The sequence below is a fragment of the Variovorax sp. LARHSF232 genome (genome assembly GCF_052871435.1).
In genome coordinates this window covers 25226-52225 of sequence record NZ_JBIXJS010000013.1, presented here as the reverse complement: position 1 = coordinate 52225, position 27000 = coordinate 25226, and the positions used below count along the sequence as shown (strand labels likewise).

General features: G+C 67.4%; 24 protein-coding genes. 20 read left to right on the top strand and 4 right to left on the bottom strand.

All coding sequences use genetic code 11. From position 1 onward, the window contains the following. The 14 genes from xdhA (at nt 1) to ACIPRI_RS24090 (ending at nt 16313) form a co-directional block, all read left to right on the top strand. A complete protein-coding gene (gene xdhA / locus ACIPRI_RS24155) occupies nt 1-1629 on the top strand; it encodes a xanthine dehydrogenase small subunit (RefSeq protein WP_446624041.1) in 1629 nt (542 codons plus the stop codon). A 2-nt stretch (nt 1630-1631) separates the two neighbouring features. Next, nucleotides 1632-4049 carry a xanthine dehydrogenase molybdopterin binding subunit gene (gene xdhB, locus ACIPRI_RS24150; RefSeq protein WP_446624040.1) on the top strand — a complete coding sequence of 806 codons (2418 nt, stop codon included), beginning with the start codon at nt 1632-1634 and terminating at the stop codon, nt 4047-4049. 89 nt (nt 4050-4138) lie between these two features. Continuing rightward, nucleotides 4139-5086: a LysR family transcriptional regulator gene (locus ACIPRI_RS24145; protein ID WP_446624039.1), complete on the top strand. Its 948-nt coding sequence runs from the start codon at nt 4139-4141 to the stop codon at nt 5084-5086. Nucleotides 5087-5153: 67 nt separating this feature from the next. After that, nucleotides 5154-6512, top strand: coding sequence for an NCS2 family permease (locus ACIPRI_RS24140; protein WP_446624038.1), 1359 nt, complete (start codon nt 5154-5156; stop codon nt 6510-6512). 39 nt (nt 6513-6551) lie between these two features. Beyond that, nucleotides 6552-8102, top strand: a complete 1551-nt coding sequence (locus tag ACIPRI_RS24135) for an ABC transporter ATP-binding protein (RefSeq protein WP_446624037.1) — start codon at nt 6552-6554, stop codon at nt 8100-8102. After that, the gene (locus ACIPRI_RS24130; protein WP_446624036.1) at nt 8089-9243 is read left to right on the top strand and encodes an ABC transporter permease; all 1155 of its coding nucleotides are present in this window, start codon (nt 8089-8091) and stop codon (nt 9241-9243) included. The genes ACIPRI_RS24135 and ACIPRI_RS24130 overlap by 14 nt, the downstream gene beginning before the upstream one ends. An 89-nt stretch (nt 9244-9332) precedes the next feature. After that, on the top strand, nt 9333-10253 hold the full coding sequence (locus ACIPRI_RS24125; RefSeq protein WP_446624035.1) for an ABC transporter permease: 921 nt from the start codon (nt 9333-9335) through the stop codon (nt 10251-10253). Between the two features lie 127 nt (nt 10254-10380). Further along, entirely contained in the window at nt 10381-11544 is a 1164-nt protein-coding gene (locus ACIPRI_RS24120; protein ID WP_446624034.1) for a BMP family ABC transporter substrate-binding protein, read from the top strand. A 389-nt stretch (nt 11545-11933) separates the two neighbouring features. Then, nucleotides 11934-12284, top strand: coding sequence for a hypothetical protein (locus tag ACIPRI_RS24115; RefSeq protein WP_446624033.1), 351 nt, complete (start codon nt 11934-11936; stop codon nt 12282-12284). Further along, nucleotides 12274-12822: a hypothetical protein gene (locus ACIPRI_RS24110; RefSeq protein ID WP_446624032.1), complete on the top strand. Its 549-nt coding sequence runs from the start codon at nt 12274-12276 to the stop codon at nt 12820-12822. The genes ACIPRI_RS24115 and ACIPRI_RS24110 overlap by 11 nt, the downstream gene beginning before the upstream one ends. Before the next feature lie 99 nt (nt 12823-12921). Continuing rightward, nucleotides 12922-13920, top strand: a complete 999-nt coding sequence (locus ACIPRI_RS24105; protein ID WP_446624031.1) for an aromatic ring-hydroxylating dioxygenase subunit alpha — start codon at nt 12922-12924, stop codon at nt 13918-13920. A gap of 2 nt (nt 13921-13922) precedes the next feature. Next, the gene (locus tag ACIPRI_RS24100; protein ID WP_446624030.1) at nt 13923-14963 is read left to right on the top strand and encodes an adenosine deaminase; all 1041 of its coding nucleotides are present in this window, start codon (nt 13923-13925) and stop codon (nt 14961-14963) included. Between the two features lie 63 nt (nt 14964-15026). Then, nucleotides 15027-15791 (top strand): DUF3943 domain-containing protein, encoded by a 765-nt coding sequence (locus tag ACIPRI_RS24095; RefSeq protein ID WP_446624029.1) that lies wholly within the window; start codon nt 15027-15029, stop codon nt 15789-15791. 63 nt (nt 15792-15854) lie between these two features. After that, a complete protein-coding gene (locus ACIPRI_RS24090) occupies nt 15855-16313 on the top strand; it encodes a hypothetical protein (protein ID WP_446624028.1) in 459 nt (152 codons plus the stop codon). 4 nt (nt 16314-16317) lie between these two features. Here ACIPRI_RS24090 and amrS read toward each other — a convergent pair whose 3' ends face one another. Then, entirely contained in the window at nt 16318-17403 is a 1086-nt protein-coding gene (amrS, locus tag ACIPRI_RS24085; RefSeq protein WP_446624027.1) for an AmmeMemoRadiSam system radical SAM enzyme, read from the bottom strand. Beyond that, a complete protein-coding gene (gene amrB, locus ACIPRI_RS24080) occupies nt 17400-18197 on the bottom strand; it encodes an AmmeMemoRadiSam system protein B (protein ID WP_446624026.1) in 798 nt (265 codons plus the stop codon). Before amrB ends, amrS begins: the two co-directional genes overlap by 4 nt. A gap of 165 nt (nt 18198-18362) precedes the next feature. Between amrB and ACIPRI_RS24075 the strand changes: the two genes are divergently transcribed. Then, the gene (locus ACIPRI_RS24075) at nt 18363-19472 is read left to right on the top strand and encodes a BMP family ABC transporter substrate-binding protein (protein WP_446624025.1); all 1110 of its coding nucleotides are present in this window, start codon (nt 18363-18365) and stop codon (nt 19470-19472) included. Between the two features lie 24 nt (nt 19473-19496). On the opposite strand, the gene ACIPRI_RS24070 is transcribed toward ACIPRI_RS24075, so the two are convergent. Continuing rightward, nucleotides 19497-20645 carry a glycosyltransferase family 4 protein gene (locus ACIPRI_RS24070; protein ID WP_446624024.1) on the bottom strand — a complete coding sequence of 383 codons (1149 nt, stop codon included), beginning with the start codon at nt 20643-20645 and terminating at the stop codon, nt 19497-19499. Between the two features lie 97 nt (nt 20646-20742). On the opposite strand from ACIPRI_RS24070, the gene guaD reads away from it, so the two are divergent. The 5 genes from guaD (at nt 20743) to ACIPRI_RS24045 (ending at nt 26128) form a co-directional block, all read left to right on the top strand. Next, complete coding sequence (gene guaD, locus ACIPRI_RS24065; protein ID WP_446624117.1) at nt 20743-22032, top strand: guanine deaminase; 1290 nt, start codon at nt 20743-20745, stop codon at nt 22030-22032. Nucleotides 22033-22186: 154 nt separating this feature from the next. Further along, nucleotides 22187-22753, top strand: a complete 567-nt coding sequence (gene dcd / locus ACIPRI_RS24060; protein WP_446624023.1) for a dCTP deaminase — start codon at nt 22187-22189, stop codon at nt 22751-22753. 20 nt (nt 22754-22773) lie between these two features. After that, the gene (locus ACIPRI_RS24055) at nt 22774-23643 is read left to right on the top strand and encodes an alpha/beta hydrolase (protein WP_446624022.1); all 870 of its coding nucleotides are present in this window, start codon (nt 22774-22776) and stop codon (nt 23641-23643) included. Between the two features lie 62 nt (nt 23644-23705). Beyond that, nucleotides 23706-24593, top strand: a complete 888-nt coding sequence (ypfJ, locus tag ACIPRI_RS24050) for a KPN_02809 family neutral zinc metallopeptidase (protein ID WP_446624021.1) — start codon at nt 23706-23708, stop codon at nt 24591-24593. An 83-nt stretch (nt 24594-24676) separates the two neighbouring features. Next, on the top strand, nt 24677-26128 hold the full coding sequence (locus ACIPRI_RS24045; RefSeq protein WP_446624020.1) for a DEAD/DEAH box helicase: 1452 nt from the start codon (nt 24677-24679) through the stop codon (nt 26126-26128). 19 nt (nt 26129-26147) lie between these two features. Here the strand turns inward: ACIPRI_RS24045 and ACIPRI_RS24040 are convergent, their stop codons facing one another. After that, nucleotides 26148-26990, bottom strand: a complete 843-nt coding sequence (locus tag ACIPRI_RS24040) for a symmetrical bis(5'-nucleosyl)-tetraphosphatase (RefSeq protein ID WP_446624019.1) — start codon at nt 26988-26990, stop codon at nt 26148-26150. Nucleotides 26991-27000 lie beyond the last annotated feature (10 nt).

Here is a 27000-nt window from a genome sequence, read left to right as displayed (position 1 = left end):
ATGAGCAGCACCAGCAGCACCCAACCCATCCGCTTCTACCACCGCGGGCAGATCGTCGACGTCAGCGGTGTCCATCCCACCCGCACCGTGCTCGACTGGCTGCGCGACGACGCGCACTGCACCGGCACCAAGGAAGGCTGCAACGAGGGCGACTGCGGCGCCTGCACCGTGGTGATCGGCGAATTGGCGGCGCCCGGCGCGGCTGGCGCGGTCGGCGGCCTGAACCTGCAGACGGTCAACGCCTGCATCCAGTTTCTGCCGACCCTGAACGGCAAGGCGCTGTTCACCGTGGAAGACCTCAAGCGCCAGGCTGGCCCGGCCGCCACTGGCGCACCTGCGCACGGCCATCACGGCAAGCATCCGGTGACCCCGCTGCACCCGGTGCAGCAGGCCATGGTCGACTGCCATGGTTCGCAGTGCGGCTTCTGCACCCCTGGTTTCGTGATGTCGCTGTGGTCCACCTACGAGCACCACCAGGCTTGCGGCACCCAGCCCACCCGCCAGCAGCTGGCGGATGAGCTGTCGGGCAACCTGTGCCGCTGCACCGGCTACCGTCCCATCCTGGACGCTGGCCAGCGCATGTTCGACCTGCCGGCGGTGCGCCTCGATACGCAGCCGGTGGTGGCTGCGCTGCAAGGCCTCAAGGCCGACCAGGCTGCCTTCGAATACACCGCTGCGCTGGGCGCGCGCACCGACCATTTCCACGCCCCCAAGACGCTGGCCCAGCTGGCCGCCCTGCGCGTGGCCAAGCCGCGCGCGCAGCTGCTGGCCGGCTCCACCGACGTCGGCCTGTGGGTCAACAAGCAGTTCCGCGACCTGGGCGACATCATCTACGTGGGCGATGTGGACGCGCTGAAGGTGATCGACGAGCGCCAGGGCGCCCAGGGCCGCGAGCTCTACATCGGCGCCGGCGCCTCGCTGGAAGCCGCGTGGGCCGCGCTGGCGGCTCGCTTCGAAGGGCTGACCGATGTCTGGCTGCGCTTTGCCTCGCCGCCCATCCGCAACGCCGGCACCATGGGCGGCAACGTGGCCAACGGCTCGCCCATCGGCGATTCGCCGCCGGTGCTGATGGCGCTGGATGCGCACATCGAGCTGCGCCAGGGCGAACGGGTGCGCCGCATGCCGCTGACGGACTTCTACCTGGACTACATGAAGAACCAGCTGGAGCCGGGCGAATTCGTGCAGGCCGTGGCCGTGCCGCTCGCAGTGGCTTCGCGCCGGGTGCGCGCCTACAAGATCAGCAAGCGCTTCGATTGCGACATCTCGGCCCTGTGCGGCGCCTTTTCCATCGCGCTGGACGGCAATGACAAGGTGAAGGAAGTGCGCCTGGCCTTCGGCGGCATGGCCGCCACCGTCAAGCGCGCGGCCAAGGCCGAGGCGGCGCTGGTCGGCCAGCCGTGGACCCAGGCCAGCGTGGACGCGGCCCGCCAGGCATTGGCCGAGGATTTCACCCCGCTGAGTGACATGCGTGCATCGGCCGGCTACCGGCTGCAGGTGGCGCAGAACCTGATCACGCGCCTGTGGCTGGAAACGCGCGGCCAGGATGCGCTGCCGCAAGAGGCCACCAGCGTGTGGAGCGTGATGCCGCACGTCGTTGCCGCCACCGCTACCGATGCCGAAGGAGCCTGAAGATGAACAAGCCCATTGATCCCCGCCTGCTCCAGAACGCCGAAGCCTTCGCCGACTACCTGACGAACACCGCGGCGCGCATCGACACCGGCGCCGAAGCCAAGGCGCACGCCCAGGGCGCGCGCGTCGGCATCAGCCGCCCGCACGAATCCGCCGCGCTGCACGTGGCGGGCGAGGCCACCTACATCGACGACATCCCCGAGCTGACCGGCACCCTGCATTGCGCACTGGGCCTGTCGCCAGTGGCCAACGGCCGGCTGACCGGCATGTCGCTCGACGCCATCCGTGCCATGCCCGGCGTGGTGGACGTGCTGACGGCCAAGGACATTCCCGGCAGCAACGACTGCGGCTCGATCGTCCACGACGACCCGATCCTGTGCGACGGCGAAATCCGCTACATCGGCCAGCCGGTGTTTGCCGTGATCGCGAAGAGCCGCGATGCGGCCCGCCGCGCGGCCGCCAGGGCCCAGGAAGCGCTCACGATCGAGGCCGCACCGCCGGTGCTGACGCCGCAGCAGGCGCATGAAAAAGGCCAGTACGTGCTGCCGCCCATGCACCTGGAGCGCGCCACCAGCGAAGGCGGCGCCAAGGCGGCCATCGCGCGCGCGCCGCGCCGGCTGAAGAGCACCTTCGACGTCGGCGGCCAGGAGCAGTTCTACCTGGAAGGCCAGATCAGCTACGCCATCCCGAAGGAGGGCGGGGCGATGCTGGTGCACTGCTCGACCCAGCACCCCAGCGAGATGCAGCACCTGGTGGCGCACGCCCTGCACCTGCACGCGAACGAGGTGCAGGTGGAATGCCGCCGCATGGGCGGCGGTTTCGGCGGCAAGGAATCGCAGTCGGGCCTGTTCGCCTGCGTGGCGGCGGTGGCGGCGCACAAGCTGCAGCGCCCCGTCAAGCTGCGGCTGGACCGCGACGACGACTTCCTCATCACCGGCCGGCGCCACTGCTTCTGGTATGCGTACGAAGTCGGCTACGACGACGAGGGCCGCGTGCTGGGCGCCGAGATCACCATGGTGTCGCGCGCGGGCCATTCGGCCGACCTGTCGGGCCCGGTGATGACCCGTGCCATGTGCCACTTCGACAATGCCTACTGGCTGCCGGACGTGTCGATGCACGGCTACTCGGGCAAGACCAACACGCAGAGCAACACCGCCTTTCGCGGCTTCGGTGGTCCGCAGGGCGCCATCGCCATCGAGAACATCCTGGATTCGATCGCGCGCGACCTGGGCCGCGACCCGCTCGACGTACGGCGCATCAACTTCTACGGCAAGACCGAGAACAACGTGACGCCCTACCGCCAGGTGGTGAGCGACAACATCATCCACGAGCTGGTGGGCCAGCTGGAGACCAGCAGCGACTACCGCGCGCGCCGCGAAGCGATTGCGCAGTTCAATGCGGGCAGTCCGGTGCTCAAGCGCGGCATCGCGCTGGCGCCGCTGAAGTTCGGCATCTCCTTCAACGTCAAGCACTTCAACCAGGCCGGCGCGCTGGTGCATGTCTACACCGACGGCTCGATCCTGGTGAACCACGGCGGCACCGAGATGGGGCAGGGCCTCAATACCAAGGTGGCGCAGGTGGTGGCGCATGAGCTGGGCGTGCGCTTCGAGAGCGTGCGCGCCACGGCAACCGACACCAGCAAGGTGGCCAACACCTCGGCCACTGCCGCATCGACCGGCGCCGACCTGAACGGCAAGGCCGCGCAGGACGCGGCGCGCCAGATCCGCGAGCGCCTGGCCGCCTGCGCCGCTGCGCGGCATGGCGGCAAGGCAGAAGACGTGCACTTTGCCAACGACCGGGTTGTGGTCAACGGCCGCACGCTGGACTTCTCCACCGTGGTGGGCGAGGCCTACATGGACCGCGTGCAGCTCTGGTCCGACGGCTTCTACGCCACGCCGGGCCTCAGCTGGGACCGCGAGACCATGACCGGCCGGCCCTTCTACTACTACGCCTACGGCGCCGCCGTGAGCGAAGTGGTGGTGGACACGCTGACGGGCGAATGGAAGCTCTTGCGCGCCGACATCCTGCACGACGCCGGCCGCTCGCTGAACCCGGCGGTGGACATCGGCCAGGTGGAAGGCGCCTTCATCCAGGGCATGGGCTGGCTCACCACCGAAGAGCTGGTCTGGCATCCCAAGAGCGGCCTGCTCACCACCCATGCGCCCAGCACCTACAAGATCCCGACGGCCAACGACTGCCCGCCGGTGTTCAACGTGCAGTTGTTCGAGGGTGATAACTACGAAGATTCGATCCACCGCAGCAAGGCGGTGGGCGAGCCGCCGCTCCTGCTGCCCTTCTCGGTCTTCTACGCGATCCGCGACGCCGTGTCGGCCGCGGGCGACCACAAGGCCGACCCGCCGCTGCGCGCGCCGGCCACCAGCGAAGCCATCTTGAACGCCATCACCGCCGTGCGGGCCTGACTCCCTGCCCCAGAGGGGGAAGGAGCAATCCACCTTTGAAAGCGCGCTGTGTATAACTCCCCGCGTATGAACAACCTGTGCGGGCAGATATGAGAGAACAAGCGCTTTTCGACAAGATCGACCTTCACCTCATCCGCGTATTGCACACCGTGTTGACCGACCGCAGCGTCTCGCGTGCCGCCATCCGGCTGGGCATGTACCAACCCGCAGTTTCGGCGGCGCTCAAGCGCTTGCGCGACCTGGCGGGCGACCCGCTGCTGGTGCGCTCGGGCACGGGCATGGTTCCCACGGATGCGGGCCTGCGCATGATCGAGCCGGCGGCCGCCATCCTGCGTTCGGCCGAGATGCTGTTCAGCGACGCGCGCGGCTTCGATCCGCAAACCGCCACCGGCACCTTCCGCATTGCCGCCAGCGACTACCTCGATCCGCTGTTCCTGCCCCTCCTGGTGGCACAGATCAAGAGCCAGGCGCCGCTGACCCGCATCGAGATTCATCCGCTCACTTCCGACTCGGACTACCACGCGCACCTGTCGCTGGGCCAGGTCGACGTGGTGGTCGGCAATTGGCTCAAGCCCCCGGGCGACCTGCACATGGCCCGCCTGTTCGACGACGACCTGGTGTCGCTGGTGAACCAGGACCATCCGGCCACGCGGCGCGGCTGGGATGCCGACACCTGGCTCGCGGTCGACCACATCGCGCCGACGCCGCTGCACCCCGGGGCGCGCGGAATCATCGACCAGATGCTCGATGACCTCGGGCTGCAACGCAACATCGCGGCGCGCTGCGCGCACTTCGGCCTGATCCCGGACATGGTGGCCTCGAGCCTTCTGGTGCTGACCACCGGCCGCCAGTACTGCGAGCGCTACGTCGGCAAGCTGCCGGTGAAGATCCTCGAGTGCCCGATCCAGCTGCCGCGCCTCGTGTACTACCAGCTGTGGCACGAGCGCACACATTCCTCGGCCTCGGCGCGCTGGTTGCGCGAGCGCATCAAGTCGGTGGCCGCCTCGCTGCGACCGGCCGCGGCCACGGACACCTAGATTTATTCCCAAGAGCGGCGGCCAACCCTCGGCCGCAGCTTATTCAAAAAGAGACGGAGACAAGCAAATGGACAGGACCGAAAAATTGCCCCGGGCCACCGGGCAGGGCGCGGCCCATCACGAAGAAGCGAGTTGGCTCGAGAAGGTGTTCAAGCTCAGGGAGCACAACACCACCGTGCGCACCGAAGTGGTGGCCGGCATCACCACCTTCCTGACGATGGCCTACATCATCTTCGTCAACCCGAGCATCCTGAGCGCCGCCGGCATGCCCAAGGAGGCCGTGTTCGTCGCCACCTGCCTCATTGCCGCGCTGGGCACGGGCATCATGGCCCTGTACGCCAACTACCCGATCGCCTTGGCGCCCGGCATGGGGCTCAACGCCTACTTCGCCTTCGTGGTGGTGGGGCAGATGGGCTTCACCTGGCAGGTGGCGCTGGGCGCGGTGTTCGTCTCGGGCTGCCTGTTCCTGCTGGTCACGATCACCGGCTTGCGGGAGCTGATCGTCAACGGCATACCGCATTCGATGCGCATCGCGATCACGGTGGGCATCGGCATGTTCCTGGCGCTGATCGCGCTGAAGAGCGCCGGCGTGGTGGCGGCCTCGCCAGCCACCTTCGTCACCCTGGGCGACCTGCACACGGCGCCGGTGGTGCTGTTCTCGATCGGCTTTCTGCTCATCGTGGCGCTGGACCGGCTCAAGGTGCCGGGCGCCATCCTGATCGGCATCCTGCTGGTGACGGTGCTGTCCTTCTTCTTCGGCGGCAACCAGTTCAACGGCGTGGTGTCGGTCCCGCCGTCGATCGCACCCACCTTCTTGCAGCTGGACATCATGGGCGCGCTCAAGGGCGGCATCCTGAACGTGATCCTGGTGTTCTTCCTGGTCGAGCTGTTCGACGCCACCGGCACGCTGATGGGCGTGGCCAAGCGCGCCGGCCTGCTGACGCAGGGCAAGATGCATCGCATGAACAAGGCCCTGCTGGCCGACAGCGGCGCCATCTTCGCCGGCTCGCTGCTCGGCACCTCCAGCACCACCGCCTACGTGGAAAGCGCTGCCGGCGTGCAGGCGGGCGGCCGCACCGGCCTCACCGCGCTCACCGTGGGCGTGCTGTTCCTGGCCTGCCTGGTGATCTCGCCGCTGGCCGGCTCGGTGCCGGCCTATGCGACGGCACCGGCATTGCTGTACGTGGCCTGCCTGATGCTGCGCGAGCTGACCGAGCTGGACTGGAACGAATCCACCGAGGTGATCCCGGCCGTGATCACCGCGCTGGTGATGCCCTTCACCTACTCGATCGCCAATGGCCTGGCATTCGGTTTCATTTCCTACGCGGCGATCAAGCTCGCCACCGGCCGGGCACGGGACGTGCATGCGATGGTCTGGATAATCGCGGCCGTGTTCCTGTTCAAGTTCGTCTACATCGGCGGTTGAGCGGGACACAGCCTCTCGAATCAAAAGAGGGAGACCCGCATGACCACACCAAGACTTCAACTTTCCAGCATCACCAAGCGCTACCCCTCCGTGGTGGCGAACAGCGATGTCTCCCTGGTCGTCCAGCCCGGCGAAGCGCATGCCGTGCTGGGCGAGAACGGCGCCGGCAAATCGACCCTGATGAAGATCATCTACGGCTCGGTGAAGCCGGACGAGGGGACCGTGCATTTCAACGGCCAGCCAGTGTCCATCCGCAATCCGCAGGAAGCGCGGGCGCTGGGCATCAGCATGGTGTTCCAGCATTTCAGCCTGTTCGACACGCTGACCGTCGCCGAGAACGTCTGGCTGGGCCTGGAGAAGCACCTGGCGCTGGCCGAGGTCGCGCGCCGCATCACGCAAAAGGCGGCCGAATACGGGCTGGACATCGAGCCTTCGCGCCCGGTGCACACGCTGTCGGTGGGCGAGATGCAGCGCGTGGAAATCATCCGCGCGCTGCTGACCGACCCCAAGCTCCTGATCCTGGACGAGCCCACCTCGGTGCTGACGCCGCAGGCGGTGCAAAAGCTCTTCGTGGTGCTCAAGAAGCTGGCCTCCGAAGGTTGCAGCATCCTGTACATCAGCCACAAGCTGCACGAGATCCGCGAACTGTGCAGCGCCTGCACGGTGCTGCGCGGCGGCAAGGTCACCGGCGTGTGCAATCCGCAGAACGAAAGCAACGAGTCGCTGTCGCGCCTGATGATCGGCGCCGAGCCGCCGCCGCTCACGCACCGGGCCATGCACGCGGGCGCCGTGGCGCTGCGCGTCAAGGCCTTGAGCCTGCCGCGCGAGGACCAGTTCGGGGTCGACCTCGACCATGTCTCGCTCGATGTGCGAGCCGGCGAGGTGGTGGGCATTGCCGGCGTGTCGGGCAATGGCCAGAAGGAACTGCTCTACGCGCTTTCGGGCGAAGACACGCGCGCCGAGCCCGCCATGATCGAGGTGCTGGGCCGGAGCGCCGGGCGCCTGCATCCGCGCCAGCGGCGCGCCCTGGGCCTGCACTTCGTGCCGGAAGAGCGGCTCGGTCGCGGGGCCGTGCCGACGCTGGGCCTGGCGCACAACCTTCTGCTGACGCGCGGCGAATCGGTGGGCAAGGGCGGCTGGATCCGCACCGGCGCGCTGGACAAGCAGGCCGCGTCCATCATCCAGCGCTTCAACGTCAAGGCGGGCGGGCCGGCTTCGGCGGCGCGTTCGCTGTCGGGCGGCAATCTGCAGAAGTTCATCGTCGGCCGCGAGATCGACGCGGCGCCCAAGGTCTTTATCGTCTCGCAGCCCACCTGGGGCGTGGACGTGGGGGCCGCCGCCTTGATCCGCGGCGAGATCCTGGCGATGCGCGATGCCGGCTGCGCCGTGCTGGTGGTGAGCGAGGAGCTGGACGAACTGTTCGAGATCAGCGACCGCCTCCATGTGATTGCCAAGGGCCGCATGTCGCCACCCATCGAGCGTGCTGCCGCCAGCGTGGCGCAGATCGGCGAATGGATGAGCGGCCTGTGGGACAAGAAGGCGGCCGGCAGTGCCGCCGCCAAGGAGGAGGTGAGCCATGCTCAAGCTTGAACCGCGCCCGCAGCTTTCGCGCTTCTGGAGCTACGGCTCGCCGATCCTGGCGCTGGCCGTCACGGTGCTGATCGGCGTGCTGCTCTTCATGGCCCTCGGCAAGGACCCGGTGAAGGGCCTGCTGGTCTTCTTCTGGGAACCGATCAAGAGCGGCTATGCCATCGGCGAGCTGATGGTGAAGGCGACGCCGCTGCTCATCATCGCGCTGGGCCTGGCCGTGTGCTTCCGCTCCAACGTGTGGAACATCGGCGCCGAAGGGCAGTTCGTCTTTGGGGCGATCACGGCCGGCAGCGTCGCACTGCTGGCGGACAAGAGCACCGGCGGCTGGATCATCGCCGCCATCCTGCTGGCCGGCATCGCCGGCGGCATGGTGTGGGCGGGCATCGTGGCGTGGCTGCGTGACCGCTTCAACGCCAGCGAGATTCTCGTGAGCCTGATGCTGGTGTACGTGGCGACGCTGCTTCTGGGCTACATGGTCTACGGGCCCCTGAAAGACCCGGCCGGCTACAACTTCCCGCAGACCAAGACCTTCGAGGCGGTGACGCAGATCCCGCGCCTGATGAAGGGCTCGCGCGTCAGCATCGGGCTCATCCTCGCGCTGATCGGCGCGGGGGCGCTGTGGGTCTTCCTGTTTCGCACCCGGGCCGGCTTTGCCCAGCAGGTGGGCGGGCTGGCGCCGGCGGCGGCGCGCTATGCCGGCTTCTCGGCGCGGCGTGCCATCTGGATCGCGCTGCTCACCTCGGGCGGCGCGGCGGGCCTGGCCGGCGCGCTGGAAGTGGCGGGCCCGATCGGCCAGCTCAACCCCTACGTGCCGGCCGGCTACGGCTTCGCCGCCATCATCGTGGCCTTTGTCGGGCGGCTGCACCCGGTGGGCATGGTCTTCTCGGCCATCCTGATGAGCATGTTCTACATCGGCGGCGAGTTGGCGCAGTCGCGGCTTGGCCTGCCCAAGTCGCTCACTGGGGTGTTCCAGGGCCTGCTGCTGTTCACGCTGCTGGCTTGCGACACGCTGATTGCCTACCGCATCAAGCGCAAGGCGGCACGCAAGCCCGTGTCCGGGGCGATGAGCACATCGTCGCTGCAAGCCAGCACGCCCATCACTGCGCCGCAACCCGCCAGCGCTACAGAGGGAGCCGTCTGATATGAACCCCCACGTTCGGCACTTCGTGTCCTCTCTGCCCCCCGAGGGGGCTGCAAGCTCCCTTGGGAGCGGCCCGGCAGGAGCTTGATATGGAATCCTACGCACTCCTCCTCGGCTCCACGCTGAGCGCCGGCACGGTGCTGGCCATCGCGGCGCTGGGCCTGCTCATCAACGAGAAGGCCGGCATCGTCAATCTGGGCGCCGAAGGCATCATGCTGTGCGCGGCCATTGCCGGCTTCGCCACGGTGGTCACCACGCAGAGCCCCTGGCTCGGCTTTGCCGCCGGCATGGCGGCGGGGGCGCTGCTCGCCGCCTTCTTCGGCGTGCTGGTGATCTGGCTCAACACCAACCAGTACGCCACCGGCCTGGCGCTGAGCCTGTTCGGCGTGGGCTTCTCGGCCTTTGCCGGCATCCGCTTCGTGCAGGCCAAGCTGCCGGAAAGCGTGAACTACGCGATTCCCGTGCTGGGCGACATCCCGCTGGTGGGGCCGGCCCTGTTCCGCCATCACCCGATGGTGTATTTCGCAGTGCTGCTCACGGTGGGGCTGATCTGGTTCCTCTACCGCACCCGCTCCGGCCTGGTGCTGCGCTCGGTGGGCGAGTCGCCCGAGTCGGCGCATGCGCTGGGCTACCCGGTGCGGCGCATCCGCCTCTTGGCCGTGATTGCCGGCGGCGCGCTGTGCGGGCTGGCAGGTGCCTACCTGTCGACCGTCTACACGCCGTTGTGGGTAGAGGGCATGGTGGCCGGCCGCGGCTGGATCGCGCTGGCGCTCACCACCTTTGCCACCTGGCGCCCGGTGCGCGTGCTGCTGGGCGCCTACCTGTTCGGCGGTGTCTCGATGCTGGGCTTTCACCTGCAAAGCACGGGCGTCGACGTGCCCAGCCAGTTCCTGAGCATGCTGCAGTACATCGCGCCCATCGTGGTGCTGGCCATCATCTCGCGCAACCCGACCTTCATCCGGGTGAACATGCCGGCCTCGATCGGGAAGCCCTTCTATCCAGGCTCATGAGAAAGCGCCGGGCCGCCCCGAGCTTTCTCGCGCCCCTCGGGGGCAGGCCTCGGTGAGCCGAGGCCTTGGGGCACATAATTCGCGCTGCAATTTGTTTCGCCAACCTGTCCTTCAAGAGGATTCGACAATGACTGACCTGAAAAAGCGTTCCCTGCTCCTGGCCACCGTTTCGGCGGCGGCCGCGGCGGCCCTGATCGGCTGCGGCAAGAAGGAAGAGGCGCCCGCGCCCGCGGCGACCCCCGCTGCACCGGCGCCCGCCGCGCCTGCGCCGGCGGCCGGTCCGCTGAACATCGCGTTTGCCTACATCGGCCCGGTTGGCGACGGTGGCTGGACCTTTGCCCACGACAACGCCCGCAAGGCGCTCGAGAAGGAATTCGGCGACAAGATCAAGACCACCTTTGTCGAAGGCGTGCCCGAGGCGGCGGACGCCGAGCGCGTGTTCCGCGACATGGTCGGCCAGGGCAACAAGCTGATCTTCGGCACCACCTTCGGCTACATGGAGCCCATGCTCAAGGTCGCGGCTGACCACAAGGACGTCAAGTTCGAGCATGCCACCGGCTACAAGACGGCCGAGAACATGCGCACCTACGACAGCCGCACTTACGAAGGCGCCTACATGGCCGGCGTGATCGCCGGCGCCATGACCAAGAGCAACGTGCTGGGCGTGGTCGGCTCGGTGCCGATCCCCGAGGTGCTGCGCAACATCAACAGCTTCACCATGGGCGCGCAGTCGGTCAATCCGAAGGTCACGACCAAGGTGGTGTGGGTCAACGAATGGTTCAGCCCGCCCAAGGAAACCGAAGCGGCCACCGCCCTCATCAACGGCGGTGCCGACGTGCTGTTCCAGAACACCGATTCGCCCGCCGTGCTGAAGACGGCGCAAGAGAAGGGCAAGCGCGCCTTCGGCTGGGATTCGGACATGACCGCCTACGGCCCCAAGGCCCACCTGGCCTCGGCCACCATCAACTGGGCGCCGTACTACATCAAGTCCACGCAGGACGCGCTGGACGGCAAGTGGGCGACGGGCCAGACCTGGTGGGGCGTGAAGGAAGGCGCCATCGACATCGTCTCGATCGCCGAGGACGTGCCGGCCGAGATCAAGACCAAGGTCGAGGAAGTCAAGAAGGGCCTGAAGGACGGCAGCTTCGCCATCTGGAAGGGCCCGATCGTCGGCCAGGACGGCAAGGAGCTGGTGGCTGCCGGCGCCGTGGCCGACGACAAGTTCCTGTCGGGCGTCAACTTCTACGTCAAGGGCGTCGAAGGCAAGGTGCCGGGCGGCGACAAGAAGTAAACCCGTAAACAGCCAACTGTTTCACGGGCCATGCCTCCCAAGGCATGGCCCGTTGTCATTGCCGAGCGCCCCTCGAGGTCTACGATGGATTTGCACCGATGGCGCACTTGCGCCTCGCAAGTGCACATCACCAATAACATCTTCAGGGGGAAATTGACATGGCTACAGGGCCTCGAAGCGGGCTTGCGCCCATATCCGCTGCAAGCGGATCTTCTCGAAATGAAATGAGCGGCCGGCAATGGGTCTCGAGATTTCCAACGGGAACTTCCACGAACGATCTGGCGCCGATATTCAGGCGGGGCGTAGACGACTTCATTGCAGCCATCCGGGCCGCGGGTGGGACGGTGAGGATTACTGCGACTTATCGCCCCAAAGAGCGCGCGTATCTCATGCACTATTCCGCCGCTATCGCCAATGGCTCGATCGCCGCCGCGAATGTGCCGCCCATGGTTGGGGTGAGCATTGAATGGGATCACGGCTCGACCGAGAAATCCAGGGCTGCTGCCCGAGAGATGATGTCTGCCTACGGCATCGTTTATCCGCCTGCGCTGACATCACGCCACACGGAGCGAAGCGCCATCGACATGACGATTTCGGGCGTGAAGAACAAGAAGGTAAAGAATGCAGCAAGAACCGAGATACTCATCAAGACGGATCGTGACCTTCATGCCGTGGGCGCGACATACGGCGTCAAGAAGCTTCTCAGCGATCCTCCGCATTGGTCTGACAATGGCTCTTAAGGCATGCCTCCTGCCGGTGCTGCTGTGGGGCTCGGCCACGGCGGCGTCGGCCATGCAGCCTGCCGGATTGATCGAAGTCCGGCCGGATGGCACGAGAACGATATACACAACCGAGCGGTTGAACCGCAACGACCGTGTCCTTGCGCAGCATGGCGATGCCGAAGCGCAAGGCGCCGGTGCAAAGTGTTGCGTCTCCTTGCGAATTCTCGGAGTGCGGAAACCGAGGGCAGGAATCTCGGATGAATTGAATGGGCGGCCAGTAAAGGCCTATGCCTTGCCCTCCCTGAAGGCGACGGAGATCACTCCTTTCATCGGCGGGGCGCTCGTGTTCAAGGCCGGTGAGCGAATGCCAGCCGGCACCGGGCGCGCCCTGCTCGATCGCGCCGCAGGCAACGGGTTTCCGCAGGCCTGCACCAGCAGCGAGGGCATGCATCTTCTGCAGTTGAACGAAGGCAAGCCGCAGACGCATCTGTACATGCATTTCGGCTACGCGGTCGAACCCACCTGCAGCACGGCACTGCTCGAGAGGTTCTACTGAGGGGTAGAGCCATGGTCGACGACAAAAAGCTGTTAAAGCGGCGTGAATATTTGTCAAACTGAGTGACCACGACCACACCATTTGTTCTTGAATTTTCCCATGATTGAAAAAGAGCTTTGGCATCCGGTGGCGCTCTCGGTCGACGTGGCCGAAGCCCCGGCTCCGGCGCGCCTGCTGGGCGAAGACCTGGTGCTGTGGCGCGATGCCCAGGGCCAGGCGCATGCCTGGCAGGACCGCTGCCCGCACCGCGGCGCGCAGCTTTCGCTGGGCCGTGTCGTGCCTTGCGAGAAAGAGGGCGGCGCGCGGCTCGAGTGCCCCTACCACGGCTGGCGCTTCGACGCCGCCGGCCAATGCATGCAGGTGCCGGCGCTGCCGGGCTTCAAGCCGCCCGCCACGCACCGAGCGCGCACCTTTGCGGCGCGCGAGGCGCATGGCCTGATCTGGGTGCGGCTGGATGGCGAAGAGGCGGGCGAACTGCCGGTCTTCGAGGCTGAATCCGACGCGCGCCTGCGCAAGCTCAACTGCGGCCCCTACGATGTGGCGACCAGCGCGCCGCGCCTGATCGAGAACTTCCTGGACATGTCGCATTTCGGCTTCGTGCACGAAGGCTGGCTGGGCGCGCGCGAGATGACGGCCATCGATGACTACCAGGTTCAGGCCACGCCCACCGGGCTGCTCGCCACCGGCTGCAAGGCCTGGCAGCCGCAGGCCAGCATCAACTCCACCCGCCCCGCGCACGTGGAGTACAGCTACGAAGTCACCGCGCCCTACACGGCCGTGCTGCTGAAGATTCCCGAGGCGCAGAGCGTGGGCGCCGAGGGCTACCGCGAAGCCATCGCGCTCTTCATCTGCCCGATCGATGCCGAGCGCTGCCGCGTCTGGTTCCGCCTCGCCACGGCCGACTGGACGCGCGGCGATGCGCAGCTGCGCGAGTTCCAGGACACCATCTTCCTGCAGGACAAGCCGGTGCTCGAATCGCAGCGCCCCAGGAGCCTGCCGCTGGACCTGCGGGCCGAACTGCACACGGCGGCCGACAAGGCCTCATCCTTCTATCGCCGATACCTCAAAGGGCTCGGCATCACCATCGGAGTCTGCTGATCATGAGCAACATTCCCACCATCGCCCCCGAGCGCCTGCCCGAGCTGCTGCGCGCCATTCCCAAGGCCGAGCTGCACATGCACATCGAGGGCTCGCTGGAGCCCGAGCTGATCTTCGCCCTGGCCCAGCGCAACGGCGTGAGCATGCCCTACGCCAGCGTCGAAGCGCTGCGCCAGGCCTATGCCTTCACCAACCTGCAGAGCTTCCTGGACATCTACTACGCCGGCGCCAGCGTCCTCTTGAAGGAGCAGGACTTCTACGACATGGCCTGGGCCTACCTGGAGCGCGCCAAGGCCGACAACGTGGTGCACACCGAGATGTTCTTCGACCCGCAGACGCACACGGCGCGCGGCGTGCCGGTGAAGACGGTGATCGAAGGCCTGCATCGCGCGTGCGTCGATGCGCAGGCCAAGCTGGGCGTCAGCGCCTCGCTGATCCTGTGCTTCCTGCGCCACCTGAGCGAGGAAGAGGCCTTCGCCACGCTGGAAGAGGCGCTGCCCTTTCGCGACAGGTTCATCGGCGTCGGCCTCGATTCCAGCGAGCTCGGCCATCCACCCGAGAAGTTCGCGCGCGTCTTCGCGCGCTGCCGCGAGCTCGGCTTGCACCTCGTGGCCCATGCGGGCGAGGAGGGTCCGCCGGCTTATGTATGGAGCGCACTGGACGTGCTGAAGGTCGAGCGCATCGACCACGGCGTGCAGGCAGCCAAGGATCCGGCCCTGATGAAGCGCTTGGCGCAAGAGCGCATCCCGCTCACCGTCTGCCCGCTGTCCAACCTCAAGCTGTGCGTGTTCCCCGACCTGGCGCAGCACAACATCAAGGCGCTGCTGGATGCCGGCCTGGTGGCCACCATCAACTCGGACGACCCGGCCTACTTTGGCGGCTACATGAACGAGAACTGGCTGCAGACCTTTGCCGCCACCGGCCTCACGGCCCACCATGCCTGGCAGTTGGCGGCCAACAGCTTCGAGGCCAGCTTCATCGACGCGGCCGCCAAGAAGGCCTACAGGGAGCGCCTGGACGCAGCCTTCGACGCCTTCGCCTGAGGAGCCGCGGGCAGCCTTTGCAGGCCCGGCGTGCGAGGTCCATACTTCGCGATTGAAAGCCGGATGCCGCGTAGCCGCTTCGTCCCTGCCGTTCTCACCCTTGGTCTCGCACTCGCGCCCTGGCTGGCGGCGCCGGTTCTCGGCGCCCATCCCGAGCCGGAAGGCGTGGCTCCGCCCGAGCCACCGCTCATCACCCCCGACTGGGAAGGCCTGAAGCGCGATACCTGGTACTTCATCGGCTACCAGGCCGCGACCGTCGCCGTGCTCTACGCGCTGCCGGAATCGCAAACCAACTTCGATCGCGAAGATGCCAGCCTCGGCAAGTGGCGCGACAACGTGACCAACCCCGAGTGGGACAAGGACGACTACTTCGTCAACTACGTTCTGCATCCCTACTGGGGCGCGGCCTACTACATCCGCGGCCGGGAGCGCGGCCTCTCGCGTTGGCAGTCGCTGGGTTATTCGACCCTGCTGTCGGTGATCTACGAATTCGGCGCGGAGGCCTTGTTCGAGCCGGTGTCCTATCAGGACCTCGTCATCACGCCGCTGGCGGGCTGGCTGATCGGCGAGTACGTGTTCTCGCCGATGCGCGAGAGCATCAAGGCCAAGGAGGGCGAGCTCGACTTCCTGGACAAGACGGCGCTGGTGATCACCGATCCGCTGGGCACGCTCAACGGACTGACCGACAAGCTTTTTGGCGTGCAGACGCAAGTCGCGCTGGCGCCGATCGGACCGATGGCGCCGCAGCGCGGCGCCTGGGCCGGCGGCGAGGGACAGCGCAATCCTCGTCGGATGGCCTGGGGCGTGCGCCTGCAGGTGCGATGGTAGGCGGGCGCCGCCAATGCCCTCACGCGTCCCACGCCTTTGGTGAACGCCTCCAAAATGCGCCCCATGCTCGACCTCGACCTGTCCCAGCAGACCGAAGCCGTGCGCAGCACGCTGAACACACATGGCGTCAGCGCGGCCTTGGCCTTGCTCAATGACCGAACCCCCTATCGCTTCACCGCCCTGTACAAGCTCAACGGCGGCGAAATGCGCGCCGTCCATGCTTTCGACCGCACCAGCGAGTACCGCACCTGGCTGACCGCCGTGCCGCTGGAGCGCAGCTTCTGCCAGTACGCGATCGAGCAGGGCGAGTTCATGACTGCTCATGCCTCGACCGATCCGCGGCTGCGCAACAAGCCGCATGCCGGCCTGATCGAGTCCTACTACGGGCGCGTGCTCACCGGCGAGGACGGCAGGGCCTGGGGCACCTTCATCCACTTCGACCTGGAGCCGTGCAGCATCGACCCGCGCGAAACGGATTTCCTGCGCGAAGTCCTGCCGCTGTTCCGCCCCTACCTCGACTGAGGGATCAGGCCGTCAGCCGGACCGGGATCCGGCGCCGGCCGAATCCACTCCTGAAGGCGCCAAAACGCCCGGCGATTGCCGTGCCGCAGTGCGGGCACCGGCCGTCGTCCCGCAGTTCGCACTGCAGCACTTCGTACCAGTCGCGCCGCACCAGCGCCGCCCGGCAGCCCGGGCAGAAGGTGGTGCCGCCTTCCACGTCGTGCACGTTGCCGGTGTAGACGTAGTGCAGCCCGTTGGCGAGGGCGATGGCACGGGCGCGGCGCAGGGTGGCGGCCGGCGTCGGCGGCACGTCCAGCATCTTGTAGTCGGGGTGGAAGGCGGTGAAATGCAGCGGTACATCCAGCCCCAGCGTGTCTGCGATCCAGCGCGTCATGGCATCGATCTCGGTATCGCTGTCGTTGTGTTGCGGGATCAGCAGGTTGGTGATCTCCAGCCAGCAATCGGTCTGGTGATGCAGATAGGCGAGCGTGTCCAGCACCGGTGCCAGGTGGGCTCCGGTCTGCTGGAAGTAGAACTGCTCGGTGAAGCCCTTCAGGTCGACGTTGGCGGCGTCCATCTTCGCGTAGAAGTCCCGCCGCGGCGCCGCATGCATGTAGCCGGCGGTGACGGCCACGCTGTGGATGCCCAGCGCGTGGCAGGCGTCGGCGCAGTCCATGGCGTACTCGGCAAAGATCACCGGGTCGTTGTAGGTGAATGCCACGCTGGCCGCGCCGCGCGCCCGCGCTGCCTGGGCGATGCGCTCGGGCGAGGCGGCGTCGGCCAGCCGGTCCATCTCGCGGCTCTTGCTGATGTCCCAGTTCTGGCAGAACTTGCAGGCCAGGTTGCAGCCGGCGGTGCCGAAGCTCAGCACGCTGCTGCCGGGCATGAAGTGGTTCAGGGGCTTCTTCTCGATCGGATCGATGCAAAAGCCCGAGCTGCGGCCGTAGGTGGTGAGCACCATGGCATCGTCCACGCGCTGGCGCACGAAGCACAGGCCGCGCTGGCCTTCATGCAGGCGGCAGTCGCGCGGGCACAGGTCGCACTGGATGCGGCCATCTTCCAGCCGGTGCCACCACCGGGCTTCGACCCGTTGCTGTTGCTGGGGGTTCATGTGAAGGCGAAGGCCCCGTAGCCCACCACGCGCGCCGTGTCGCCTGCGGTGTCGCCGGAATTGCGCAGGTCCAGGAGGCGCGGCGACAGGCCATGGCGGCGCGCCGCCAGCAATGCGCCGTTGATGGCGGCCGCCCCGCAGGCCTCGTGCGACGAGAGTCCGCTGTCGAAGGCCAGGATGCGCCCCGCGGTGGCATGGTCGACGTTCTGGGCCAGCGCATAAGGCAGGTAGTGCGAGAGGTCCGAACTGATCACGATCAGCGTGCTGGCGTCGCCCCAGAGCACATCCAGCACCTGTGCCACCGCTTCGGCAGTGGCACCGCCCACCAGCAGCGGCACCAGCACGAAGCCATCGCCCAGCAGTGTCTGCAGGAAGGGCAACTGGACCTCCAGCGAATGCTCCAGCGCGTGCGGCTCGTCGCTGCGCACGATCTGCGGCAGCAGCTCGAGTTCGGCCAGGGCTGCGGTGTCGAGCGGCACCGTGCCCAGCGGAGTGACAAAAGCCTGGACTGTCGGGGCGGCGAAGCCGCGCACCGCCAGCCGATGGGCCGGGCCGAGCAGCACCACCCGCTCGATGTCCGGGCGCGCACCGCCGTCCGGCCGCAGCAGGGCATAGGCCTTGGCCGCCACCGGGCCGGAATAGGCGTAGCCGGCATGCGGAACGATCAGGAGCTTGGGTGCGGGTGCCGGCGGCGTGTCGGCCGCATCCAATTCCTGCGTCACCAGGCGGCGAAGCGCAATGGGTTCGGCGGGATAGAACAGGCCGGCGACGGCCGCTTGGCGCAGGGCGGGCATGGCGTTGGGTTTCCTGTTGCCCTTCCAATCTGATCGCATGGCGGGCCCATGGCAAGGACTCCTCGCTTGCCAGCAGGGCTATTGCACTGCACCGGGTAAAATCGAGGCTTGGCGCTGCTGCCCCGCAGCGCCTTTTCTTTGTCCGGGGCCATGTAGAGGACTACCATGTATAAAAACCTCGTGGGCCGCGCCGTTGTTCTGGCGTTGGCATCCACCAGCTTTTTTCTTTCTTCTTCCCTTCTTTCTTCCACCGCCGCGCAGGCCGCCGATCCGCTGAAGATCGGCTTCGTCTACGTCACGCCTGTGACGCCCGCGGGCTGGACACGCCAGCATGACGAGGGCCGCAAGGCCGTCGACGCCGCGCTGGGCGACAAGGTCAAGACCAGCTTCGTCGAGAACGTGCCCGAAGGGCCGGACGCCGAGCGCGTGCTCCGCGACCTGGCCATGCAAGGCAACAAGCTGATCTTCACCACCAGCTTCGGCTACATGGAGCCCGGGCTGAAGGTGGCGCGCGACTTTCCGGACGTGAAGTTCGAATCCATCACCGGCTACAAGACCGCGCCCAACGTGGCCACCGCCAATGCGCGCTACTACGAGGGCCGCTACCTGGCCGGCGTGGCGGCCGGCCGCATGAGCAAGACGCATGTGGCGGGCTACGTGGCGGGCTTCCCGATCCCCGAGGTGCTGCAGGGCATCAACGCCTTCACCTTGGGGCTGCGCTCGGTCGACCCGAAGGCGCAAGTCAAGGTGGTGTGGCTGAACGAGTGGTTCAACCCGCCCAAGGAGCGCGATGCCGCCATGACCCTGTTCAACCAGGACGTGGACGTGATCGCCTTCCACACCGGCTCCACCGCCGTGATGGCGGCGGCGCAGGAGCGCGGCAAGATGGCCATCGGCTACCACTCCGACATGAGCAAGGTGGCGCCCGATGCGCAGATCGTCGCCGTGCAGCACCTCTGGGGCGACTACTACACGCAGCGGGCCCGCGCCGTGCTGGACGGCAGCTGGAAGAGCGGCAACGTGTGGGGCGGCGTCAAGGAGGGGATGATCCGCGTCGGCAACTTCGGGCCCACGGTGCCCAAGACCGTGCAGGCCGAGGTGCTGGCGCGCCAGAAGGACATTGCCGACGGCAAGCTGCAGCCCTTCCGTGCCGCTTCGGCCGACGTGCGCGACAACGAGGGCAAGGTTCGCATTCCTGCCGGCAAGGCGCTCGGCGACGCCGAGATCCTGCAGATCGACTGGCTGGTCGAAGGCGTCCAGGGGCGCGTGAAATAGGCCCGTGGGCGCGCCCGTCGGGCTTCAAGCGCTGACGCCTGCCGGGGCGCGCTGGCGCGCCGCGATCACTTCGCGGTAGCGCTCGACATAGCGCGCGGCCATGTGCGCGGCGGCGTAGTGCTGCGCGTTGGCCAGGCCTTGTTCGCGCATGGTGGCGAAGTTGGGCGCGGCATCGCGGATGGCATTTGCGATGGCCGTCGGGTCATGCGGATCCACGTACACCGCCGCGTCCGAGCCGATCTCGTTCATCGGCGCCAGGTTGGAGGTGAAGACCGGGCAGCCGCAGGCCTGGGCTTCGATGATGGGCCAGCCAAAGCCTTCCTGCAGCGAGGGAAAGAGCAGGGCGCCGGCGCCGCAGTAGAGGGCCCGCAGATTGTCGTGCGAGACATCGCGCAGCACGTGCACCTTGCCGGCCAGGCCGGGCTGCTCGGCCACCAGGGCGATCATCTCCTGCGTGAGCGCCGAGCCGACGAAGACCAGCGTGCGCAGCGGCGGATCGGCTTCTTGCTGCAGCTCGGCGAAGGCCCGCAGCACTGCCATGCGGTTCTTGCGCGGGTGCTCGTGGCCCACGTGCAGCAGGTAGCGCTCTTCCAGGGCCACGCCGAAGCCGGCGAGCCGCTGGCGCACCGCCTCGTCAGGCAGCGGCCCGAATTCGTTGTTGAGCCCGATCGGCACGGTTTCCACCCGGGCCGCATCGGCCAGTTCCAGGGCGAGCACATCGCGCCGGGTGGCCGCCGAATCGCAGATCACACGATCGGCGTGCGCGAAGCCGTCGGCGATCAGCCGCTGGAAGATGCGGCCGGTGGCGCCCACCTGCCAGTCGGTCACGATGCCGCGCGCCGCCTGGATGGCGATCACGTCGTGGCAGGTCAGCACCGTGGGGTAGGCGGTGAGCCGCGGCAGGTACATCGCGTTGGAGTGGTCGCAGACATGCACCACGTCGGCCCAGCGCGCGTCCTTCGCCAGGGTGGGCGGAAAGAGGACGAACTTGTCGACGTAGCCGGCCCATTTGCGCAGCTTGTGCGGCATGGGCAGCAGGCTGGCGCGTGCCTTGGGGCTGCGCACGCGTACTTCGCAACCCAGGTGCGGCAGTTCGCGCTCCAGCATGGCCGAGAAGGCCGCCATGCTCTTCTGGTCGTCCGGCGCGTAGTTGCCGATCAGCAGGACTTTCATCCGAGGAAATTATGTCCGTCGTGCCGGGCATATGGGGCTTATACGTTCAGCCACATTGCAAAGCGTGGCGCTTGAACTACGCTTTGCGCCCATGACGATGAAAGCCCTGCGCGCCTCCCTGTTGCGATTCGACGCTGCCACCGGCCAAGCCCAGTTCGACGAGGACGGCCTGCTGGTCATCGGCCCGGATGCGCGCGGCCGCCAGGTGGTGCAGGCGGCCGGTGCCTGGATGGCGCTGAAGGGGCAATTCGCCCTTGTGCCCACCGAGCACCTGCCGGGCCGCATCCTGGCGCCCGGCTTCATCGACATGCACGTGCACTACCCGCAGACCGACATCATCGGCGCGCCGGCGGCGGGCCTGCTGCCCTGGCTGGAGAACTACACCTTCCCGGCCGAGAGCCGCTTTGCCGACCCGGCGCACGCCGGCGCGGTCGCCGAGTTCTTCCTCGACGAACTGGCGCGCAACGGCGTCACCACGGCGCTGACCTTTGCCACATCGCACCCCGCCTCGGTCGATGCCTTCTTCGAAGCCTCGCGCCAGCGCGGCTTGCGCATGATCACCGGCAAGGTGCTGCAAGACCGCCATTCGCCCGATGGCGTTCGCGATGACACCGAGCAGAGCCTGGTCGACACCGAGGCGCTGATCCGCCGCTGGCACGGCATGGACCGCCTGGGCTACGCCATCACGCCGCGCTTCGCCCCCACCAGCACCGATGCCCAGCTGCACGGCGCCGGCGAGCTGGCCAAGGCCTTCCCCGACACCTGGATCCATTCGCACGTGGCCGAGAACAAGGACGAGGTGAAGTGGGCGCGCGAGCTTTTTCCGAAGGCCCGTTCCTACCTGGACGTCTACGTGGGTTTCGGCCTGATGCGCGAGCGGGCCGTCTACGCCCACTGCATCCACTTCGACGATGACGACCGCCGCCTGATGCGCGACACCGGTGCCGTCACCGCCGTCAGCCCCACCAGCAACCTGTTTCTGGGCAGCGGCTTCTTCGACTTCGAGGGCGCCGACCGCATCGGCTACGGCTACGGCCTGGCCAGCGATGTCGGCGGCGGCACCAGCTTCAGCCCCTTTGCCACCATGCTGGCCGCCTACTACGCCGGCCGCGAAGGGCAGACCAAGCCGGGCCTGAGCATTGCGCCCTCGCAGCTGTGGTGGCGCCACACCGGCGGCGCGGCGCACGCGCTGGGCCTGGGTGGCGTGGTGGGCAACCTGCAGCCGGGCTGCGAGGCCGACTTCCTGGTGCTCAACCCGGCCGCCACGCCGCTGCTGGCGCGCAAGACGAAGCTGGCGAACAGCCTCGAAGAACTGCTGTTCTCCATGATCGTGCTGGGCGACGACCGGCTGGTGGAACGCACCGTCATTGGCCAGGCGCTGGAATAGGCAATAGGCAAGTACCAGCCACGCACCGCGGAACTGGCTTTGCCAGGCCGCAGGTGGGGTCCCCTCCTCGGGAGGTGGCGAATTACACGCAGCGCAGCGGAGTGAAAAGCCGGGAGGCCCATAGAATTGCGGCCCTGACTAGGACGCGCAATATATGAGCATCAAGAGCGACAAGTGGATCCGCCGCATGGCCGAGAAGAGCGGCATGATCGAGCCCTTCGAACCGGGCCAGATCCGCGAGGCCAACGGCCACCGGATCATCAGCTACGGCACCTCCAGCTACGGTTACGACATCCGCTGCGCGCCCGAGTTCAAGGTCTTCACCAACATCCACAGCACGGTGGTCGACCCGAAGAACTTCGACGAGAAGAGCTTCGTCGACATGCACGGCGACTACTGCATCATCCCGCCCAACAGCTTCGCGCTGGCGCGCACGGTGGAGTACTTCCGCATCCCGCGCAACGTGCTGACCATCTGCCTGGGCAAGAGCACCTACGCGCGCTGCGGCATCATCGTCAACGTGACGCCCTTCGAGCCCGAGTGGGAAGGCTACGTGACGCTGGAATTCAGCAACACCACGCCGCTGCCCGCCAAGATCTACGCCGGCGAGGGCTGCGCCCAGGTGCTGTTCTTCGAGAGCGACGAGGTCTGCGAGACCAGCTACAAGGACCGCGGCGGCAAGTACCAGGGCCAGCGCGGCGTCACCCTGCCCAAGGCCTGAGAGCTGAGAAGCTTCTAGCCATGCGCTTCCTGCGAGCCTGGCTGCTGGCGCTCGCGGCCGGCATGGCGGCCGCGTTGGCCCAGGCCGGCACCATCGAAGGCGCCCATTTCAAGAGCAGCGTGCTGGGCCGCGACTGGCTCTTCAACGTCTACCTGCCCACCGGCTACGACCCCAATGGCCCGCTGCGCTACCCGGTGCTCTACCTGCTGCACGGCAATGGCGGCGACCGCAACGACTGGGTCAACCTGGGGCGCATCAAGAAGACGGCCGATTCGCTGATCGAGTCCGGCCAGATCCCGCCGGCCATCATCGTGATGCCCGATGCCGGCACCACCTGGTACGTGGACCTCAGGGAGCGGGTGGAAAGCGCCTTCTTCCTCGAGCTGATCCCGGTGATCGAGAAGAACTACCGGGCTCTGGGCACGCGCGATGCCCGCGTCATCGGCGGCCTGTCGATGGGCGGCTACGGGGCGCTGCGCTACGTGCTGCAGTACCCGGACAAGTTCCAGGCTGCGGCCTTGCTGAGCCCGGCCATCTACACGCCCGAGCCACCGGAGAACTCGGGGGCGCGTACGGGTCGCGTGTTTTCCCTGCCAGGCGGCGACGGCAGCTACAGCCCCGAAATGTGGAAGGCCTACAACTACCCCGCGCTGTGGGATGCCTTCGTGCGCAAGGGCGTCCAGGTGCCGATCTACATCAACTCGGGCGACGACGACGAGTTCTTCATCGAGGCCGAGGCCGCGCGCCTGTATTCGCTGCTGCGCAAGAACCGCCAGCCGGCCGAGCTGCGCATCGTCAACGGCAAGCATGAGTGGGCCGTGTGGGAATCGACCGCCGCCGACGCCCTCCGATACGTGTTTCAGAACGTGCGGCGGCCACAGGCCCAGTAGGCGGGCGCCGGCAGCGTTACGATCTGCCTCCCCCGCGCGCGGCGGCAAATCTGGAGAACGCGATGAGATGGGAAGGCAACGAGCAATCCGAGAACGTGGAAGACCGCCGCAGCGGTGGCGGTGGCGGTGGGGGCTTTCATGTCGGCGGACGCGGCATCGGGATCGGCACCATTGCCGTGGCCCTGATCGCCGGCTGGATCTTCGGCATCAATCCGCTCACCGTGCTGGGACTCCTGAGTGGCGGCGGCGATCCGGCCCCGCAGGTGCAGCAGCAACAGCAGGGGCCGGCGCCCAAGCCGCCGGCCACCGACCGCGAGGCCGCCTTTGTCTCGGTGGTGCTGCGCAACACCGAGGTGGTGTGGTCCGACATCTTCCGCCAGGCCGGCGGCGCCTACCAGCCCACCCGGCTGGTGCTGTTCCGCGGCTACCAGCAGACGGCCTGCGGCGCCGGCCAGTCGGCCATGGGCCCCTTCTACTGCCCGGGCGACAAGAAGGTCTACATCGACCTGAGCTTCTTCGACACCCTCACGCGCGAACTGGGCGCGCCCGGCGAGTTCGCCCGGGCCTACGTGATCGCGCATGAAGTCGCCCACCACGTGCAGGACGAGCTGGGCATCACCGGCAAGGTCGACCAGATGCGCGGTCGCCTGAGCCAGCGCGAGAACAATGCCCTTTCGGTGCGGGTGGAATTGCAGGCCGACTGCTTCGCCGGCATCTGGGCCCACCATTCGCAGGAATCGAAGAAGTGGCTGGACCCGGGCGACATCGAATCGGCCATGAACGCCGCCCAGAAGATCGGCGACGACGCCCTGCAGCGCTCGGCTGGCCGCGCCGTGGTGCCCGACAGCTTCACCCACGGCACCAGCGCGCAGCGCCAGCGCTGGTTCGGCAGCGGCTTCAAGAGCGGCAAGGTTCAGGACTGCGATACCTTCTCTGCGCGCAGTCTGTAACTCGCTACAAAAAGCGTAGCAAAGAAGGCCTTCGGGGCCTTGTCACACCCGCTTTATGCGGCAGTGCGACAATAGAGGGCTTCATGACAAGCTCCTTCTCCAACCTTTCCCTGGCCGAACCCCTGGCGCGTGCCGTAGCCGAAATGGGCTACGAGACCATGACGCCGATCCAGGAGCAGGCCATTCCGGTCGTGCTCTCGGGCCAGGACGTGATGGGCGCCGCGCAGACCGGCACCGGCAAGACGGCGGCGTTTTCGCTGCCGCTGCTGCAGCGCATGCTCAAGCACGAGAACACCTCGACCTCGCCGGCGCGCCACCCCGTGCGCGCCCTGGTGCTGCTGCCCACGCGCGAACTGGCGGTGCAGGTGGCCCAGCAGGTCGAGCTGTACGCCAAGCACACCAAGCTGCGCAGCACGGTGGTGTTCGGCGGCATGGACATGAAACCGCAGACGCTGGAGCTCAAGAAGGGCGTCGAGGTGCTGGTGGCCACGCCCGGCCGCCTGCTGGATCACATCGAGGCCAAGAACGCGGTGCTGAACCAGGTCGAGTACGTGGTGCTCGACGAGGCCGACCGCATGCTGGACATCGGCTTTTTGCCCGACCTGCAACGCATCCTGAGCTACCTGCCCAAGACGCGCACCACCTTGCTCTTCTCGGCCACCTTCTCGCCCGAGATCAAGCGCCTGGCCGGCAGCTACCTGCAAAACCCCGTCACCATCGAGGTGGCGCGGCCCAACGAGACGGCGTCCACCGTCGAGCAGCATTTCTTCAGCGTGTCCGACGACGACAAGCGCCGGGCGCTCAAGCAGATCGTGCGTCAGCGCGGCATCTCGCAGGCCTTCGTCTTCGTCAACAGCAAGCTGGGATGCGCCCGTCTGGCGCGCTCGCTGGAGCGCGAGGGCCTGAAGACCAACGCTTTGCACGGCGACAAGAGCCAGGACGAGCGCCTGAAGGCGCTGAACGCCTTCAAGGCCGGCGAGGTTGATCTGCTGGTGTGCACCGACGTGGCAGCCCGCGGCCTGGACATCAAGGACGTGCCGGCGGTGTTCAACTTCGACGTGCCCTTCAACGCCGAAGACTACGTGCACCGCATCGGCCGCACCGGCCGTGCCGGCGCCTCCGGCCTGGCCGTGACCTTTGCCGCCGGCGGCAACGACGTGCGCCTGGTGGCCGACATCGAGAAGCTGATCAAGAAGAAGATCGAGCTGGAACCGATCGAGTTCGAGGAAGACCGCCCGCGCGGCCGCATCAACGACGGCCGCCGCCACTGGCGCGACGAAGGCGAGGCCGGCGATGCACGCGACGTGCTCGACAGCCCGCGCGAACGCTTCGAGCCGCGCACCACCCGCAGCCAGCGCCCGCACCGCCCGGCCGCGGCGCCGCGCGACCCCTTCTTCGACAAGCCCTACGAGGCGAGCGCCAACGATGAGGCGCCCGCGTGGGAGGCTGCCGGCAAGACCACGCCCGCGCGCGGCGTGTCGGCCAACATCAAGCCCAAGCGCAAGGTGGCGGCGCTTTTCAAGTCCGCTTCCTGAGCCCCTGAACCCCTGAGGTTCAGCCGGGCTTTTGCGCCTGCGGGCACGCGACCTGGATCAGCTCGCGCTCGGCCAGCGTGGCGCCGATGCGCACCGCGCTGAGCTGGCCGCCCCAGACGCAGCCGGTATCGGTCGAGATGATGTCCGGCCGCGACACCCAGCCCAGGGTGGACCAGTGGCCGAAAGCGACCGTCGCGTCCTTCGTCCGGCGACCTGGCACGTCAAACCACGGCATGTGGCCGGCCGGCGGATTGGCGGCGCCGTCCTTGGTCTCGAATTCCATGTGGCCGTCGGCGCTGCAAAAGCGCATGCGTGTCAGCGCGTTGACGATGACGCGCAGGCGGGCGTCGCCTCGCAGGCCGTCGTCCCATCGGTGGGGCTCGTTGCCGTACATATTGGCCAGGAAGGCGCCGAAGTCCGGGCCGCGCAGCACCGCCTCCAGCTCGGCGGCGCGCGCCAGGGTGTCGTTCACGCTCCACTGCGGCGCCAGGCCGGCATGCACCATCAGCAGGTCGGCGCCGCCGATCCGACGGTGCAGTGCCATGTGCTGATGCCGCAGCCATTCGAGCAGCTCGCCCCGGTCCGGCGCGCCGAGCAGTTGAGCGAAGGTGTCCTTGCGGCTAGCCTTGCGGTCGCCGTGCGCCACGCCCAGCAGATGCAGGTCATGGTTGCCCAGCAGGCTTTGCGCCGATGCGCCCAGGGCGCGCGCGCGGCGCAGCACCGACAACGAATCGGGGCCGCGGTTCACCAGGTCGCCAAGGAGCACCAAAGCGTCGCGGCTCGGCGAGAACGCGATCTTGTCCAGCAGTCGGTCCAGGGGCGCCGCGCAGCCCTGGACATCGCCTATCAAGTAAAGTGCCATGGTCCCGATT